The following is a 14,183-nucleotide window of genomic DNA, read 5'->3' on the forward strand; positions in this document are numbered from 1 at the left end:
AATGCACACTGGCCTCTACCACGCGCTCGATTTCGCCGCCGACGGCAAGTCGCTGGATTTTCTCAGCATCCCGTTCTCGGTGGATCGCTCCCCCTATTATCAGGTGAAGGTCCCGGTCTGCCGCGTGCGCAACGGAACGGGTCCGCGCGTGCTGCTGATGGCAGGCAACCACGGCGACGAATATGAAGGCGAACTGCTGCTGGGCCGGCTGTTCCGCCGCCTCGATCCGGCGCGCATCCGTGGCGAGGTGACGATCCTGCCGGTCGCCAACGCCCCGGCGGCGATGGCGGCGCGGCGGCGGTCGCCGCTGGACGAGGGCAACCTCAACCGCGCCTTCCCCGGCGACCCTGCCGGCACGCCCACCTTCCGGCTGGCGCATTTCCTCGAACACGAGCTGTTCCCGCGCCACGACGTGGTGTTCGACATCCATTCCGGCGGCACCTCGATGGCGCACCTGCCCTGTGCCCTGATCGAACGGCAGGGCACGCCCGACCGGCTCGGCCGCGCGCTGGAACTGATGCGGGCGCTCGGCATGCCCTACGGCTTCGTGGCGGAGAACGGCGCGACGGCGCCGACCTCGATGGCCGCCGCCGCACGGGCGGGCGTCATCGGCATCAGCGGCGAGTTCGGCGGCGGCGGCACGGTCACGCCGGAGACCATGGCCTACACCGCCCGCGCCATCGACAATCTGCTGATCGCCACCGGGTTGACCGACGCGCCGGTTCTCTCGGTTGCGGCCCCCGTTCCGGCGCCGATGCAACTGCTTCAGCTTGACAGCCACCGGCAGGCGATCTACGCGCTGCGGCGCGGCTGGTTCGAACCGGCGGTCGATGTCGGGGCGCGGGTCGCCGCCGGCGATCTCGCCGGCTGGTTCCACGACCTGACGCGGCTCGACCAGCCGGAGGAGGAACTGCGCTTCGAGGAGGCGGGCATCGTCATTTCGCGGCGCCTGCACAGCGACAGCGAGGCCGGCGACTGCCTGATCCAGGTGGCGCGTCCGGTGGAGGAGGCGGGCATCCTGGGGCGCGCGGCCTGACCGGGGCATCGCAGGGACAGGCGGCCAGGGAGACGGGCGACATGAGTGAGAGCAGCGCGGCCAAGCGTCCGCCGACCATCGACGACGTCCTCCGCCTCCGGGCGGCGGAACCGCTGCCGTCGGCAGATGGGGACGCCACCGGGGACGCCGCCGGGGATGCAGACGGGGGGGCGGCTCCGACGCGCATCGTCGAGATCGCCCGGCTGGCCGGGGTGTCGCCGATCACCGTGTCGCGCGCCCTACGCCAGCCCGAGAAGGTGGCCGAGGCCAAGCGCCGGAAGATCCTGGAGATCGTCGAGCGCACCGGCTACGCCACCAATCCCCATGCCCGCGCGCTGCGGTCGGGCCAGTCGAACATCGTCGCCGCCTTCGTCTCCAACCTGCAGAGCCAGCAGTTCTGCCTTGCCGTGCAGGGCTGCGGCGAGGTGCTGGAGCCGCAGGGCTACCAGCTGATGATCGGGCAGACCTCCTACTCCTACGCCAAGGAGACGACGATGATCCAGTCGCTGCGCGAGATGCGGCCGGCGGCGGTCATGTTCACCGGCGTCATCGAGATCGAGGAGAACCGGCGGGCGTTGCGGGCGCTCGGCATTCCGATCATGGAGACCTGGGCCTATCCCCGCGACCCCATCGACATGCTGGTCGGCTTCTCGAACATCGACGGCGGCCGTCTGGCGGCCGAGCATTTCGCCGGGCGGGGCCATCGCCGCGTCGCCTTCATCGGCCGGCGCAGCGGCCGTGGCGCCCTGCGCCTCACCGGCTTCCGCGAGGGCGCCCGCGCCGCCGGGCTCGACATCGTCGCCGAGCTGTCGGTCGACAGGGTTACCAGCATGGTCGACGGCCGCCGCGCGCTTGCCGAACTGTTGTCCCGCAACGCGGCGGTCGAGGCGGTGTTCTGCGCCAACGACCTGCTGGCGACCGGCGCGCTGCTGGAGGCGCGCCGGCTGGGCATGCGGCTGCCCGACGACATCGCCATCCTGGGATTTGGCCACAACGACGTGGCCGAGGAACTGCCGCCCGGCCTGACCACCATCGGCATCGACAGCCGCGATCTCGGCCGGCAGGCCGGATCGATGATCCTGCAACGGATGCGCGGAGACATGCCGCCGGAACCGATCCGTGCCGTCGAGCTGACGCTGACCCATCGCGGAAGCAGCTGAGACGGATCCGCCGGCCTGCGTGCCGACGTGCCCGCCCTGCCATGAGGACCGTCTTCATCGGGGGGCCGATTGGAGCGTTCGCTATCCTCATCGCTCTCCCGGACTCAGCCGAACGCCCCGGTCCTGACCGTTCGCGCCCAGGCAGGCGCAAGCACCACGGCCTATCTGTCTGCCCTGCCTGTCATCGAATCGAAACGATCGGATCCCGCTTATGGAAGCTCTGAACCAACATCTGTTCCTTCTGCTGAACGCTCCGCCCGATCCGCCGGCCGGGATTCTCATGCTGGCGCGCTTTCTGGCGGACGACGTGGTGGTGCTGGTCGCGGCCCTGGTCGCGGCGCTGTGGGTGTGGGGACGGCAGGACGGGCGCGCCGTCCTGGTCGGTGCCGGCTGCGCGCTGCTGACGGCGGCCCTGGTCAACGCGGCGATTGGCGCGCTCTGGCATCATCCGCGCCCCTTCGTGATCGGGTTGGGGAATCAACTGATCCCGCATGCCGCGGATTCATCCTTCCCCAGCGACCATGCGACCTTCATGTGGACGATCGGGATCAGCCTGCTGCTGCGAGGGTCCTGGCAGCGGCTGGGCTGGGGGATGATGGCCTTCGGGATGGGCGTCGCGTGGGCGCGCATCTATCTCGGCGTTCACTTCCCCCTGGACATGGCGGGTGCGCTTCTGGTCTCCGCCACCGCGTCCCTGCTGGTCATTCCGGCACGCCCCATCGTCGATGGAGTGCTGACGCCGGCCATCGTCCGGCTTTACGAGGGAACCGTGCGGCTGCTGCATCTGCCCGCCGTCCTGTTCCCGCTGGACCGCAAGTGAGGGCTTGATTGGATCGTGCTCCCGAACCGCCTGGATCGGGAGCCGGATCCGTGCCGACTGGCCGCGCTCCGCCCTCGGCGGCATGGCTCTAACCTGAGCGGAGCCTGACGATGCCGACAAGCTGTCCGGGAAACGGGGACCAGCTCGGACCGACCCTTTTGGGGAACCTTCATGCGGTCTTTACAGCATCCTGCCTCGGACACCGCAAAATTGGCCAAAGTCCAGATTTCATCTCAGATCAGCTGGACAACAACCTTGCCCTTGGCGCGCCCACCATCGAGATAGGTCAGTGCCTCCTTCGCTTGGTCGAACGCAAAAATCCTGTCGATCACCGGACGAATATGTCCTGCATCGATGATAGCGCCGATTTCCGCCAGCTGCCCACCGTCGGGGCGAACGAACAAAAAGGAGTAGCGGAGATCGCTTCTCTTTGCGAGGCGCCGGATTTTCCAACTCATAAGAGAGAAAATAGCCTGGAACACCGGATTCATGCGCCGGGCTCGTGCGAAAGCGGCATCGAGGGGGCCGACCAGAGAGACGATGGAGCCTTTTGGCTTGAGGATCCCGATCGACTTTTCGATGCCATCCCCTCGGACGGTCCCAAGCACCATGTCGTAGGCGCGCAGAACGGTTTCGAAATTCTGCTGCCTATAGTCCACGACCTCATCCGCGCCGAGCCCTTTGACCAGTGCAAGATTCCCGGTGCTGGTCGTTGTGCCGACAGTCGCGCCGAGATATTTGGCGAGTTGGATCGCGAAGGTGCCGATCCCGCCCGAACCGGCGGGGATGAAAATCTTCTGCCCGCGCTTGAGGCCCGCCCGTTCCTTCAGTGCCTGCCAGGATGTCAGGCCAACCATCGGAATCGAGGCTGCTTCGTTGAAATCGAGCTTTGCAGGTTTGAACGCCGCAGCACGCTCCGGAACAGCGACGAAATCGGCAAGCGTGCCGCGGCCCAGGTCGAACACGCTGGCGAAGACGGCATCGCCCACCTTGAAGCGTGTCACGCCGCTGCCGACCTCCGCGACGACGCCTGCGACGTCGCTGCCGATGGTCGCCGGAAGCTCGAACGCGAGCACTGGCTTGAAAGTGCCCTTGGGGATGACGGTGTCGATGGGATTCAGCCCAACGGCATGGACCTGAACGAGGATTTCGTCCGGACGGATGGTGGGACGTGGGATGTCGGCGTATTCGGGTTGGGCGGACTTGCCGTAGCGCTTGAAGACGAGAGCTCTCATGGATTGACCTCGAAAAATAAATATCTGGCCTGACGAACGGAGCCGTCACCTTGGAAATGCCTGCCAGGACGCCCCGGGTTCTCGCGCCGCGTTCGAAGAAGAGTGCCTGCATACGGCCCAAGCCGGCGATAAGCGAACCGCGTACCGACCACCTCGACATGCTGGGCGGATCCTTGGATGCGGTTCGGATGGGCGGCGCCTTGGCTGAAGCGCCGCCCGATGTCCGTCAATCGGCGAGTGTCGGGTAGTCGGTGTAGCCCTTGGCCCCGCCGCCATAGAGGGTCGCCGGATCGAGGGGGTTGAACGGCGCCCCCGTCTTCAACCGCTCGACGAGGTCGGGGTTGGCGATGAACGGCCGGCCGAAGGCGAACAGGTCCGCCTTGCCGCCTGCGAAATGCTGTTCGGCCAGCGTCAGGTCGAAGCCGTTGTTGGCGATGAAGGTCCGGCCGAAGCGTTGGCGAAGCGCGCTGTAATCGAAAGGCGAGGCATCGCGCGGACCGCCGGTCGCGCCCTCGACGACGTGGATATAGACGATGCCGAGCTTGTCCAGTTGCTCGACCACGTAATTGAACTGTGCCTGTTCGCTGTCCGAGATGACGATGCCGCTGGCCGGTGACACCGGCGACAGGCGGACGCCGGTGCGATCCGCCCCGATCCGCGCCGACACGGCGTCGGTCACCTCAAGCAGCAGGCGGGCGCGGTTCTCGACCGAGCCGCCATAGGCGTCGGTGCGGGTGTTCGCCGTCTCGCGCAGAAACTGGTCGAGCAGATAGCCGTTGGCGCCATGCACCTCGACCCCGTCGAACCCCGCTTCGATCGCGTTGGCGGCGGCCTGGCGGAAGGAGTCGACGATTGCGGGGATCTCCCCGGCGTCCAGCGCACGCGGTTCGGAGACATCGGCAAAGCCGTTGTTCACGAACGTCTTGGTTTTCGCGCGGATTGCCGACGGCGCGACCGGCGCCTCGCCGCCGAGCAGATCGACATGGCTGACCCGGCCGACATGCCACAGCTGGACGAAGATGCGTCCGCCCCTGGCATGGACCGCGTCGGTCACCGTTCGCCAGCCCGCGATCTGTTCCGGCGTGTAGAGGCCGGGCGTGTCCTGATAGCCTTGCGCCTGCGCCGAGACCTGGGTGGCCTCGGTGACGATCAGGCCGGCGCTTGCGCGCTGGGCATAATACTCCGCCGCCAACGCCCCCGGCACCAGGCCGGCGCCGGCGCGGTTTCGGGTCAGCGGCGCCATGACGATGCGGTTGGAGAGCGTGAGAGGGCCGAGTTCATAAGGCCCGAAGAGGGTTTTTTCGCTCATGGAGCGGTCACCTTTCGTACGGCTGGGGCGTTCGGTCGGAGAATTCGCTGCCCGAGGGCTCAGTCCGTCGTCCGGTAGCGCGCCGCGGCCTGGTCCTGGCGGGTGTTCGGGAGGATGGCCTGACGTGCCGCCTGATAGGCGTTCCATTGCTCCACATCGGGCAGCGGCGGAATCGTGACCGCCTCGCGCCGGTCGAAGCCGACCAGCGCCGCATCGACGAGGTCATCGACCTCCATCACCCCGGTCATGCTGTTGACGTCAGCGCCGGCATGCTCCCAGATTTCGGTGCGCGTCGCGGCCGGAAGCACCGCCTGGACATAGACGCCCTTCGGTCCGAGTTCGATGCCGAGCCCCTGCGACAGGAACAGCGCGAACGCCTTGGTCGCGCCATAGACGGTCATGGCGAATTCAGGGGCCAATCCGACCACGGAGCCGACGTTGATGATCGCACCTTCGCCAGCCTGCGCGAAGCGGGGAGCAACGGCGCTGCAAAGCCGCAGCATGGCTGTGGTGTTGAGGGCGAGGAGCCGCGTGACGACATCCGTCGATTGCTCGATGAAGCTGCCGCCAATGGCGGTTCCGGCATTGTTGATGAGGATGCCGATGTGCGCATCGTCGCGCAGCCGCGCCTCGACCACGGCAAGTTCGTCGGCCTGCGTCAGATCGGCCTCGACGATGTCGACCGCCACGCCGGTTTCCTGCCTCAGGCGTGCGGCAAGCGCCTCCATGCGCTTCCGGTTGCGCGCGACCAGAACGAGATCGTGGCCGCGCCGTGCGAACCGGTCGGCATAGGCGGCGCCGATGCCGGTGGAGGCTCCGGTAACCAGGACCGAGGGAAGGGTTGCCATGGGATTGCTCTCTGCTCTGCTGAAACCTATAATCATGATCATCGTCATGATTGCTTAATTATGATGATGATCATGATTGTGTCAATGGGGCCGGTGGAGAAATTTGAAATGAAGGTCAGTCGAGAGAGGATGGCGGAGAATCGCGACCGGATCCTGGATGTCGCCAGCAGACTGTTCCGCGAGAAAGGGTTCGATGCCGTCAGCGTGTCCGAGGTGATGAAGGCCGCCGGTCTGACGCATGGCGGATTCTACGGTCATTTCGGCTCGAAGGACGATCTTGTCGCCGAGACGATTGGCCATGTCCTTTCAAGGAGCGACGGCGGAGGCCTCGATCTGCGGGCTTATCTTGCCGACTATCTTGCGCCCCGGCATCGCGACAATCCTGCCGCCGGCTGTCCCACGGCGGGCCTTGCCGCGGATATCCGCCACCAGACACCGGCTGCCCGCGCCGCCATGACGGCTGGCCTGCGGTCGCAGATCGAGTGTGTGGCGAAAGCCCTCCCGGATATCAAGGCGGAGGACAGGCGCCGCGCGGCGATCGGATCCTGGGCCGCGATGGTGGGAGCGGTGATCCTTGCCCGCGCAATCGACGACAGGGCGCTTTCGGATGAGGTTCTGGAACAGACGCGTGCGTGGATCGAGGCCACGTTGGACCCGGCATCTGCCAAATAAACGATGCCCCCATTCACATTGTGCCAGCCATCGGCGGCAGCTGATCTCCGACGCCCATGGCGCCATCAAAGCCGCCGTCACCCGGGTCTTCCAGGCGATGTGGCAAAGGTGTCGGGTGCATTTCTCCAGGACCGCCCTTCCTTGTGGAAGACGGCGATCCTGTCCTCGTCGAACGGGTAACGGCGGCGAGCAATGGCACCTCCGGGGTGCGGCCACCTCTTTCGTTGGTGCGCCGAATCCCCAGGCGGTGCAAGGTCGATCAGTATGAGACTTTATTCTCAGTGAACAATTTGCCCACGGAGAATGCCCCGCTTACTCCACCGTCACGCTCTTCGCCAGATTGCGCGGCTGATCCACATCGGTGCCCTTCAGCACGGCCGTGTGATAGGCCAGCAGCTGCACCGGGATGGCGTAGAGCAGCGGGGCGACCAGCGGGTCGCAGGCGGGCAGCTCGACCGACCAGCGGACCTTGTCCTTCAGCTTGTCGATGCCCTTCCGGTCGGCCAGCAGCAGCACCTTGCCCGACCGCGCGCAGACCTCCTGCACGTTCGACACGACCTTTTCGAACAGGGCGTCGGACGGCACCAGCACGATCACCGGGACATTGTCGTCGATCAGCGCGATGGGGCCGTGCTTCAGCTCGCCGGCGGCATAGCCCTCGGCGTGGATGTAGCTGATCTCCTTCAGCTTCAACGCACCTTCCAGGGCCAGCGGATACATGGCGCCGCGGCCGAGATACAGCACGTCGCGGGCCTCCGACACCTCCTGCGCGAGCTCCTTCAGCCGCTCGTCATGGGCCAGCACGTCGGCGGCCCGCGCCGGCACTTCGCGGAGCGCGTGGGCGATCTGCTGCATCCGCTCCTGGTCGATGGCGCCGCGGGCGCGGCCGACGGTGACGGCAAGGCAGGCCAGCGTGGTCAGCTGGGTGGTGAAGGCCTTGGTCGAGGCGACGCCGATCTCCGGCCCCGCCATCGTGTAGAGCACCGCGTCGGATTCCCGGGCGATGGTGCTTTCCGGCGCATTCACGATCGACAGGATCTTCTGGCCCTGGCGCTTGCAGTAGCGCAGGGCTTCCAGCGTATCCAGCGTCTCGCCCGACTGCGAGATGAACAGGGCGATGCCGCCCGGCGGCAGCGGCGCTTCGCGGTAGCGGAACTCCGAGGCGATGTCGACCTCGACCGGGATGCGCGCCAGCGTCTCGAACCAGTATTTGGCGACGAAGCCGGCGTAATAGGCGGTGCCGCAAGCGACGATGGTCAGCTTCGACGCACCGGCCAGGTCGAAGGGGAAGTCCGGCAGGGTGAAATTGCCGGTCTCCGGGTTGATGTAGGCGTTCAGCGTGTCGCCGATGACCTGGGGCTGCTCGTAGATTTCCTTGAGCATGTAGTGGCGGTAGCCGTCCTTGCCGATCAGGGCGCCGGACACCGCGGTGGTCTTCACCGGCCGCTCCACCACCGCGTCGGATGCGTCGTGGACGATGGCGGCGGTGCGGCTGACCTCGACCCAGTCACCGTCCTCCAGATAGCAGATGCGGTTGGTCAGCGGCGCCAGCGCGAAGGCGTCCGACGCCAGATACATCTCGCCGTCGCCATAGCCGACGGCCAGCGGCGTGCCGTGGCGAGCGCCGATCATCAGCTCATGCTCGCCGGCGAAGATCAGCACCAGGGCGAAGGCGCCGGTGAAGCGCTTGAAGGCGGCGGCCGACGCCTGGACCGGCGTCATGCCCTGCTGGTCCAGGTAATAGGTGACGAGGTGGACGATCACCTCGGTGTCGGTGGCGCTTTCGAAGACGTAGCCGTGGCCGGTCAGCTCGTCCTTCAGCTCCTGGTAATTCTCGATGATGCCGTTGTGGACGACGGCCACGCGCTTGGTGGCGTGCGGGTGGGCGTTGTTCTCGGTCGGGCCGCCGTGGGTGGCCCAGCGGGTGTGGCCGATGCCGACTGTCCCGGACAGCGGCTGGTCGCGCAGCTTCATGTCCAGGTTGGCCAGCTTGCCCTCGGCGCGGCGGCGCTCGATATGGCCGTTCACCAGGGTGGCGACGCCCGCGCTGTCATAGCCGCGGTATTCGAGCCGGCGCAGGCCCTCCACCAGCCGGGGGGACGCGTCGTGGATGCCGTTGATGCCGATGATGCCGCACATGGACCTGATGCTCCTGAAAAAAGGTGCCGGCAGACGAGCCGGAGAGAAACGGATCCCGGACCGATCCTACGCCTTTTTTGCTTTCTCGTTTTGCTTCCGTTCGCGGAAGCGCTTTGCCCAGCCGGCGTACGCCTTCTGGTTGCCGCGGGCGACCACCAGCGCGTCCGCCTCCACCGCCATCGTCACCACGCTGCCGGCGCCGACGATGGCGCCGTCGCCGATGACGACCGGGGCGACCAGCGCGCTGTTCGAGCCGATGAAGGCCCCGGCTCCGATCTCCGTCCGGCTCTTGGAGAAGCCGTCGTAATTGCAGGTGATGGTGCCGGCGCCGATGTTGGCCTTGGCCCCGACCCGCGCGTCGCCGATGTAGGTCAGGTGGTTGGCCTTGGCCCCGGCTTCGATCACCGCGTTCTTCACCTCGACGAAATTGCCGATGTGGGCGTCTGGGCCGATCTCCGCCCCCGGGCGCAGCCGGGCATAGGGGCCGATGACGGCGCCGCTGTCGATGCGCACGCCTTCCAGATGGCAGTAGGGCTTGATCTCAACCCGGTCGCCGACCGTCACGCCGGCGCCGAAGAAGCAGCCGGGGCCGACCACCACGTCGCGGCCGAGCCGGGTGTCGACGCTGAGGAAGGTGCTGTCGGGGTCGATCAGCGTGGCGCCGTTGTCCATCGCGGCCTTGCGCAGGCGGCCTTGCAGCAGCTTCTCCACCTCCGCCAGCTCGGCGCGGGAATTGACGCCGACCACCTCGGCCGGGGCGGCCTCCACCACGGCGCAGGCCATGCCGGCGCGGCGCGCGATCTGGACCACGTCGGTCAGGTAATATTCGGACTTGGCGTTGTCGTTGCCGACGCTGCCGATCAGGTCGAACATGCGCGCGCCGTCGAACGCCATCAGGCCGGCATTGCACAGGGTGACCGCGCGCTCCTCCTCGCTGGCGTCGAGATACTCGACGATCTTCTCCAGCCCGCCGCGGGCGTTCAGGATCAGGCGGCCATAGGCGCCGGCATCGTCGGGGCGCATGCCCAGCACCACAACCGCCGGGTCGGCCGCCTGCCGGCGCGCCTGCACCAGCGCGCGCAGCGTGTCCGGCGTCACCAGCGGCGTGTCGCCGTACAGCACGATGACGTCGCCGGTGAAGCCCTCCAGCAGGCCGAAGGCGGCGCGCACGGCGTCGGCGGTGCCGCGCTGCTCGTGCTGGACCGCGGTGGGGTAGGGGGCGACGGCGGCGGCCACGCTGTCCATGCCGGGGCCGACCACGACGACGACATGGTCGGGGTCGAGCGTCTTCACCGCGGCCAGCACATGCCCGACCATCGGCCGGCCGGCAACCCGGTGCAGCACCTTGGGCAGATCGGATTTCATGCGTGTGCCCTTGCCGGCGGCGAGGATCACGCAGGCGAGCGGACGATGGGCCATGGTGATGTTCCTGGTCGAGCCTTGAAGTGGAAGGGAAAGCCGGTCGATGAAGGCGACGTACTTGAGCCGGTAAACGTTAAGACATCACTGCTGGAAAGGACGGCGCTTCTCCGGGAGTGGGCGCCGCACCATCCGCATTTCCGAGAATGGTGTGCCACAGCACAGCATGGAAGCCCAAGTCAACTTTTGTTTCAATCTGCAATAAACGAATGTTTCCAACGGGTTATCAGCCAGATTTCCTATGGGTTCCGTCGGTCGCCTTGCCGCTTCGCGATGGCTGCGGTCAGCCGTTCCGGCCGGTCTGCCCGGCCCGATGGAGCCCGGGATCTTTCAGGGACATGTATCCGATGACGGCCGCGATCTCCAAGACAGGGCGGCCGAATTCTGCCGGCAGGGAGGATGGTGCCTTTCACAGATCTTGGAAATGTTTCCTTTCGGTTCCGGATGATCTTGTCTTGCCAAGAGCAGGGTGCCGCCAAATCCTATTCTGTCCCGGGGCGTCCGGAGGCGGAGTTGAACAGTATTGTCACCGAAGTAGCGGTTCGCTTCCCCTGCGTCAACTCGGCCTTTAGGTCCGCGCGGCACGGTACCCACAGCCGGCTACCGGTCTTTTTCTGAGTAGCCAGGACCGCAGGGCCGTCATAGTCATCCCGCCGTCCGGCTGGCGGGGTCCGATGACGTCTGGCCGGGGGCGCCATATGGGGCGCAGCCAGAAACAGTTTTCAGGCTGTGGGAGGGCCGGAAGATCCGTCCTTCTGCCGCAGCGCCTTGAGCAAGGCAGCCCGGAGGGTCTCGGGCGAGCAGGGCATTTCCAGCAGGATTCCGCTGAAGGCGCCGGCTTTCCAGCGTTGGAGAAGGCTGGAATCCCCCGTGATGCCGATCCATGGCAGGGGATAGCCGATTTCGGCTTCGAAGCGGCTGGCCAGCTGGTCGCCGGTCTCCTGGCCGTTCGTCGGAGGAAGAAGCAACACCGTCGGACGGAGGTTGTCTGCCCTGGTGTCTGCAATGATGTCATCCAGGTTGTCGCCGGAAACGACTTGGCATCCCCAGGATTCCAGCAATGCTTCGATGCCAAGGCGCAGAACCGCGTTCTGCTCCAACACAACGACGGTGTTCCCTTTGATTGCCGGCACTGTGCGAAGCCCTCCAGCCGTGAGTGGTCCGGAACATTTCCCGAGACGGTAACTCGTGGGCCGGGGTGGACATTGCATACGGTCTCAACTTTGTCATTAACCTGTGATGGCCTCAACCGTCAGTAGGTTCGAGGCGCGATGTCCACCGACCGCGGGGCGATCCGGGTTCGGATAGCGACGGATACATACACCGATACTATCCCTTTGACCGGAAGGGGTATCCCTCAGGACCCGCGTGCCGGACCCGCAAAGCCCATAGACTGACAAGGGTCGATCCGGTGCTGCCGGGCGACGGGACGCCGATCCGGGGGAGGACGCGCCATGATGCAGGACGATGCCCTGACGGCCGGCTCGCTGGCTTTCGCCATCCTGCTGCTGACGTTGGCCGCAGCCGGCAGGCACGACAATCAATCAAAAACCTGCCGGGTGCGGGTCGGACGGCGGCGTGCTTCGCGGCCGGCCGGCCGGCGTCATGACGGCAGCCGATGGGAAGGAACTCCACCATGGCCTCTCGCATGGCTCGGATCGTTCATATGGGCAAACTGGGCGGCTTTGCGGCGCTGCTGGATGGCAGGATGCTCGAACTGGAAGGCTATTTCCTCTGGCCGTCGGCCGCGGCGCTGAGCGGCGCGGCGCGGCGGGCCGGCATCGCGCTGTCCGACCTGATCCTGGACACCCGCTCCACAACGGGATCGGCCGGGCCGGCTGCCGCGGTCAGCGCACAGTCTGCGGCGAGGCTCCGGCCCGGCGGTCTGCCGCTGGCGGCGTGACCCCGGTCAGATGGACCACCACGCTGCCGAAATCGCTGTCCGTCTCCAGCCGGACGGGCAGCGGCGGAGAGCCGGCGGCGACCGGAGCCAGCCACAGATTGACCGGCGGCCGGTCGGCAGGATTGTTGCGTTGCCAGAAGCTGCCGCCTGACGATGACCGGGCATAGCCGGCCACCGGCTTGTAGCTCACCCGGCATTGCTGGGCGACGCCGGAGAAGATCGAGTAGCGCGACGGGTCGACGATCCGCCGCCCCACCTCGCTGAACACCATGTCGTAGCGGCGGCGGCCGTCGAACACCGGCAGCGACCGGTCGCAGCCCTCGCTTGCTCCCACCGCGAACAGCAGGTCGAGCACGGCGGTCAGCGGATCCAGCGTGCCGCGCTGCAGGTCCGGCGGCACCGGCTCGCGGTCGTCCTTGTCCGCCGGCGGCGTGACGCTGGTGGAGACGTCGCCCTGCGGTCCGTAGGTCAGCGTGACGTTGCGCGGTTCGCCGCGCAGCAGGCTGGTCTGGCGGTGGCTGTCCGGCCGAAAATCGTCGCCGCGGACATGGCCGTCGCTCTCGGAGTCGGTGCGCCAGCTGAACAGCCGGCCGATGGTGCCGCCGGTTACCGCCGACACGGCGATGCGGTAGCGGTCGCCGGCCACGTCCAGCGTCGCAGTCACATCCAGCGCGGTCACCCCGCCGACGAAGACCCGGTAGGTCGCCTTCACCGGTTCCGCCGATGCCGCGGCCATCGTCAGGGGAAGCAGGGGCAGGGAAAGGCCGGCCGCAATCAGGGCGGTCCGGGCAGGGCGGAGGAGATGGCGGGGAAGGCGGCGGGGGCTGGGCTGCGGCACGGTCCAAAGCTCCTGCGGTCGTCGGGGCGTTTTCGGGGGCGACGTTTTCGGGGCGTCGTTTCGGGTGGGCAATCTTTTTTAAGATGGGGATGAATCTGACGCTTGACACCCGGTGGGGAAGGCCGTAGAAACCCGCCCACCGCAGCGGCGGGGCCGACGAAAGACGGTCGCGACGCAAAAGAGTTCGGTACAGAGTTTCAAGGTTCGGGCGCGTAGCTCAGCGGGAGAGCATTCGCTTCACACGCGAAGGGTCACAGGTTCAATCCCTGTCGCGCCCACCATTAAAAAAGGCTTCGGGCGATTGTCCGGAGCCTTTTTTGCTTTCCGCCGACGGGAATTGCGCGCGCAGGGGCGGACCGGACAGCCAACATCGCAAAATCCTTATGTGAGTGGCGATCCCGCGGTCGATTGACGCAGATCAGCCCCTTTTGCGCTGCAATGGGCTAGACAGGACGCCATCCCTGTCACCCGCTTCGGAAAGCAACTCACATGGACGATACCCGTATCGCTTTGCTGTCTCTCGCCCTGCTGGTCGCCGTCCTGGCTGTCATCATCGGTTCGGTGATCCTGGTGCCGTCCTTCACCGCGCTGCTGGCGACGCTGCTGGCCTGGGCGAACCTGGCCTATCTGGTCGGCATCACCTTCAAGCGTTGATTGGGCAAGCGCTGATGGGCAAGCGCTGATCGGCCGGCTCCGATAGCCAGGCGCCGATCCGAAACCGCGGTGGAGAGGGAGGCCGTCCTCTCCGCCGCCGGTGCCGAACCATGGCGGTTCGGCAACAGTCTGTCCTGCGGAAAGCTTTTC

At 66.6% G+C, this 14,183-nt stretch carries 13 protein-coding genes, 1 tRNA gene and 1 pseudogene; 8 read left to right on the forward strand and 7 right to left on the reverse strand.

The window, feature by feature from the left end; genetic code table 11:
- Nucleotide 1 precedes the first annotated feature (1 nt).
- From CRT60_RS15640 to CRT60_RS15650, 3 genes are all read left to right on the forward strand, one after another.
- The gene (locus CRT60_RS15640; RefSeq protein ID WP_098737423.1) at nucleotides 2–1,036 is read left to right on the forward strand and encodes a M14 family metallopeptidase; all 1,035 of its coding nucleotides are present in this window, start codon (nucleotides 2–4) and stop codon (nucleotides 1,034–1,036) included.
- 41 nt (nucleotides 1,037–1,077) lie between these two features.
- Entirely contained in the window at nucleotides 1,078–2,196 is a 1,119-nt protein-coding gene (locus CRT60_RS15645) for a LacI family DNA-binding transcriptional regulator (protein WP_098737425.1), read from the forward strand.
- Between the two features lie 211 nt (nucleotides 2,197–2,407).
- Entirely contained in the window at nucleotides 2,408–3,016 is a 609-nt protein-coding gene (locus CRT60_RS15650) for a phosphatase PAP2 family protein (protein WP_098737427.1), read from the forward strand.
- 233 nt (nucleotides 3,017–3,249) lie between these two features.
- Here CRT60_RS15650 and CRT60_RS15655 read toward each other — a convergent pair whose 3' ends face one another.
- From CRT60_RS15655 to CRT60_RS15665, 3 genes are all read right to left on the reverse strand, one after another.
- On the reverse strand, nucleotides 3,250–4,251 hold the full coding sequence (locus CRT60_RS15655; protein ID WP_098737428.1) for an NADP-dependent oxidoreductase: 1,002 nt from the start codon (nucleotides 4,249–4,251) through the stop codon (nucleotides 3,250–3,252).
- Nucleotides 4,252–4,477: 226 nt separating this feature from the next.
- Entirely contained in the window at nucleotides 4,478–5,560 is a 1,083-nt protein-coding gene (locus CRT60_RS15660; protein ID WP_098737430.1) for an alkene reductase, read from the reverse strand.
- A 59-nt stretch (nucleotides 5,561–5,619) separates the two neighbouring features.
- Nucleotides 5,620–6,456 (reverse strand): SDR family NAD(P)-dependent oxidoreductase, encoded by an 837-nt coding sequence (locus CRT60_RS15665; RefSeq protein WP_244592522.1) that lies wholly within the window; start codon nucleotides 6,454–6,456, stop codon nucleotides 5,620–5,622.
- Between the two features lie 12 nt (nucleotides 6,457–6,468).
- Between CRT60_RS15665 and CRT60_RS15670 the strand changes: the two genes are divergently transcribed.
- Nucleotides 6,469–7,080 carry a TetR/AcrR family transcriptional regulator gene (locus CRT60_RS15670; protein WP_204561936.1) on the forward strand — a complete coding sequence of 204 codons (612 nt, stop codon included), beginning with the start codon at nucleotides 6,469–6,471 and terminating at the stop codon, nucleotides 7,078–7,080.
- Between the two features lie 40 nt (nucleotides 7,081–7,120).
- Nucleotides 7,121–7,219 (forward strand): annotated as a pseudogene (locus CRT60_RS35675) (transposase); the annotation flags it as partial.
- Between the two features lie 173 nt (nucleotides 7,220–7,392).
- Here CRT60_RS35675 and glmS read toward each other — a convergent pair.
- From glmS to CRT60_RS15690, 3 genes are all read right to left on the reverse strand, one after another.
- Entirely contained in the window at nucleotides 7,393–9,219 is a 1,827-nt protein-coding gene (glmS, locus tag CRT60_RS15680; protein WP_098737435.1) for a glutamine--fructose-6-phosphate transaminase (isomerizing), read from the reverse strand.
- Between the two features lie 66 nt (nucleotides 9,220–9,285).
- Complete coding sequence (glmU, locus tag CRT60_RS15685; protein WP_098737437.1) at nucleotides 9,286–10,638, reverse strand: bifunctional UDP-N-acetylglucosamine diphosphorylase/glucosamine-1-phosphate N-acetyltransferase GlmU; 1,353 nt, start codon at nucleotides 10,636–10,638, stop codon at nucleotides 9,286–9,288.
- Nucleotides 10,639–11,360: 722 nt separating this feature from the next.
- On the reverse strand, nucleotides 11,361–11,771 hold the full coding sequence (locus CRT60_RS15690) for a response regulator (protein ID WP_143273279.1): 411 nt from the start codon (nucleotides 11,769–11,771) through the stop codon (nucleotides 11,361–11,363).
- A gap of 503 nt (nucleotides 11,772–12,274) precedes the next feature.
- Here CRT60_RS15690 and CRT60_RS15695 point away from each other — a divergent pair.
- Nucleotides 12,275–12,541 carry a hypothetical protein gene (locus CRT60_RS15695; RefSeq protein WP_098737442.1) on the forward strand — a complete coding sequence of 89 codons (267 nt, stop codon included), beginning with the start codon at nucleotides 12,275–12,277 and terminating at the stop codon, nucleotides 12,539–12,541.
- Here the strand turns inward: CRT60_RS15695 and CRT60_RS15700 are convergent.
- The gene (locus CRT60_RS15700; protein ID WP_244592523.1) at nucleotides 12,486–13,379 is read right to left on the reverse strand and encodes a DUF3108 domain-containing protein; all 894 of its coding nucleotides are present in this window, start codon (nucleotides 13,377–13,379) and stop codon (nucleotides 12,486–12,488) included. The genes CRT60_RS15695 and CRT60_RS15700 overlap by 56 nt on opposite strands.
- Before the next feature lie 206 nt (nucleotides 13,380–13,585).
- On the opposite strand from CRT60_RS15700, the gene CRT60_RS15705 reads away from it, so the two are divergent.
- Both CRT60_RS15705 and CRT60_RS15710 read left to right on the forward strand, forming a co-directional pair.
- Nucleotides 13,586–13,660 (forward strand) — tRNA-Val (locus tag CRT60_RS15705).
- A gap of 208 nt (nucleotides 13,661–13,868) precedes the next feature.
- Nucleotides 13,869–14,033: a sugar tyrosine-protein kinase gene (locus tag CRT60_RS15710; RefSeq protein ID WP_098737443.1), complete on the forward strand. Its 165-nt coding sequence runs from the start codon at nucleotides 13,869–13,871 to the stop codon at nucleotides 14,031–14,033.
- The last annotated feature ends 150 nt before the right edge of the window (nucleotides 14,034–14,183 follow it).

Origin of the sequence: Azospirillum palustre (assembly GCF_002573965.1) — a bacterium.
GTDB lineage: Bacteria > Pseudomonadota > Alphaproteobacteria > Azospirillales > Azospirillaceae > Azospirillum > Azospirillum palustre.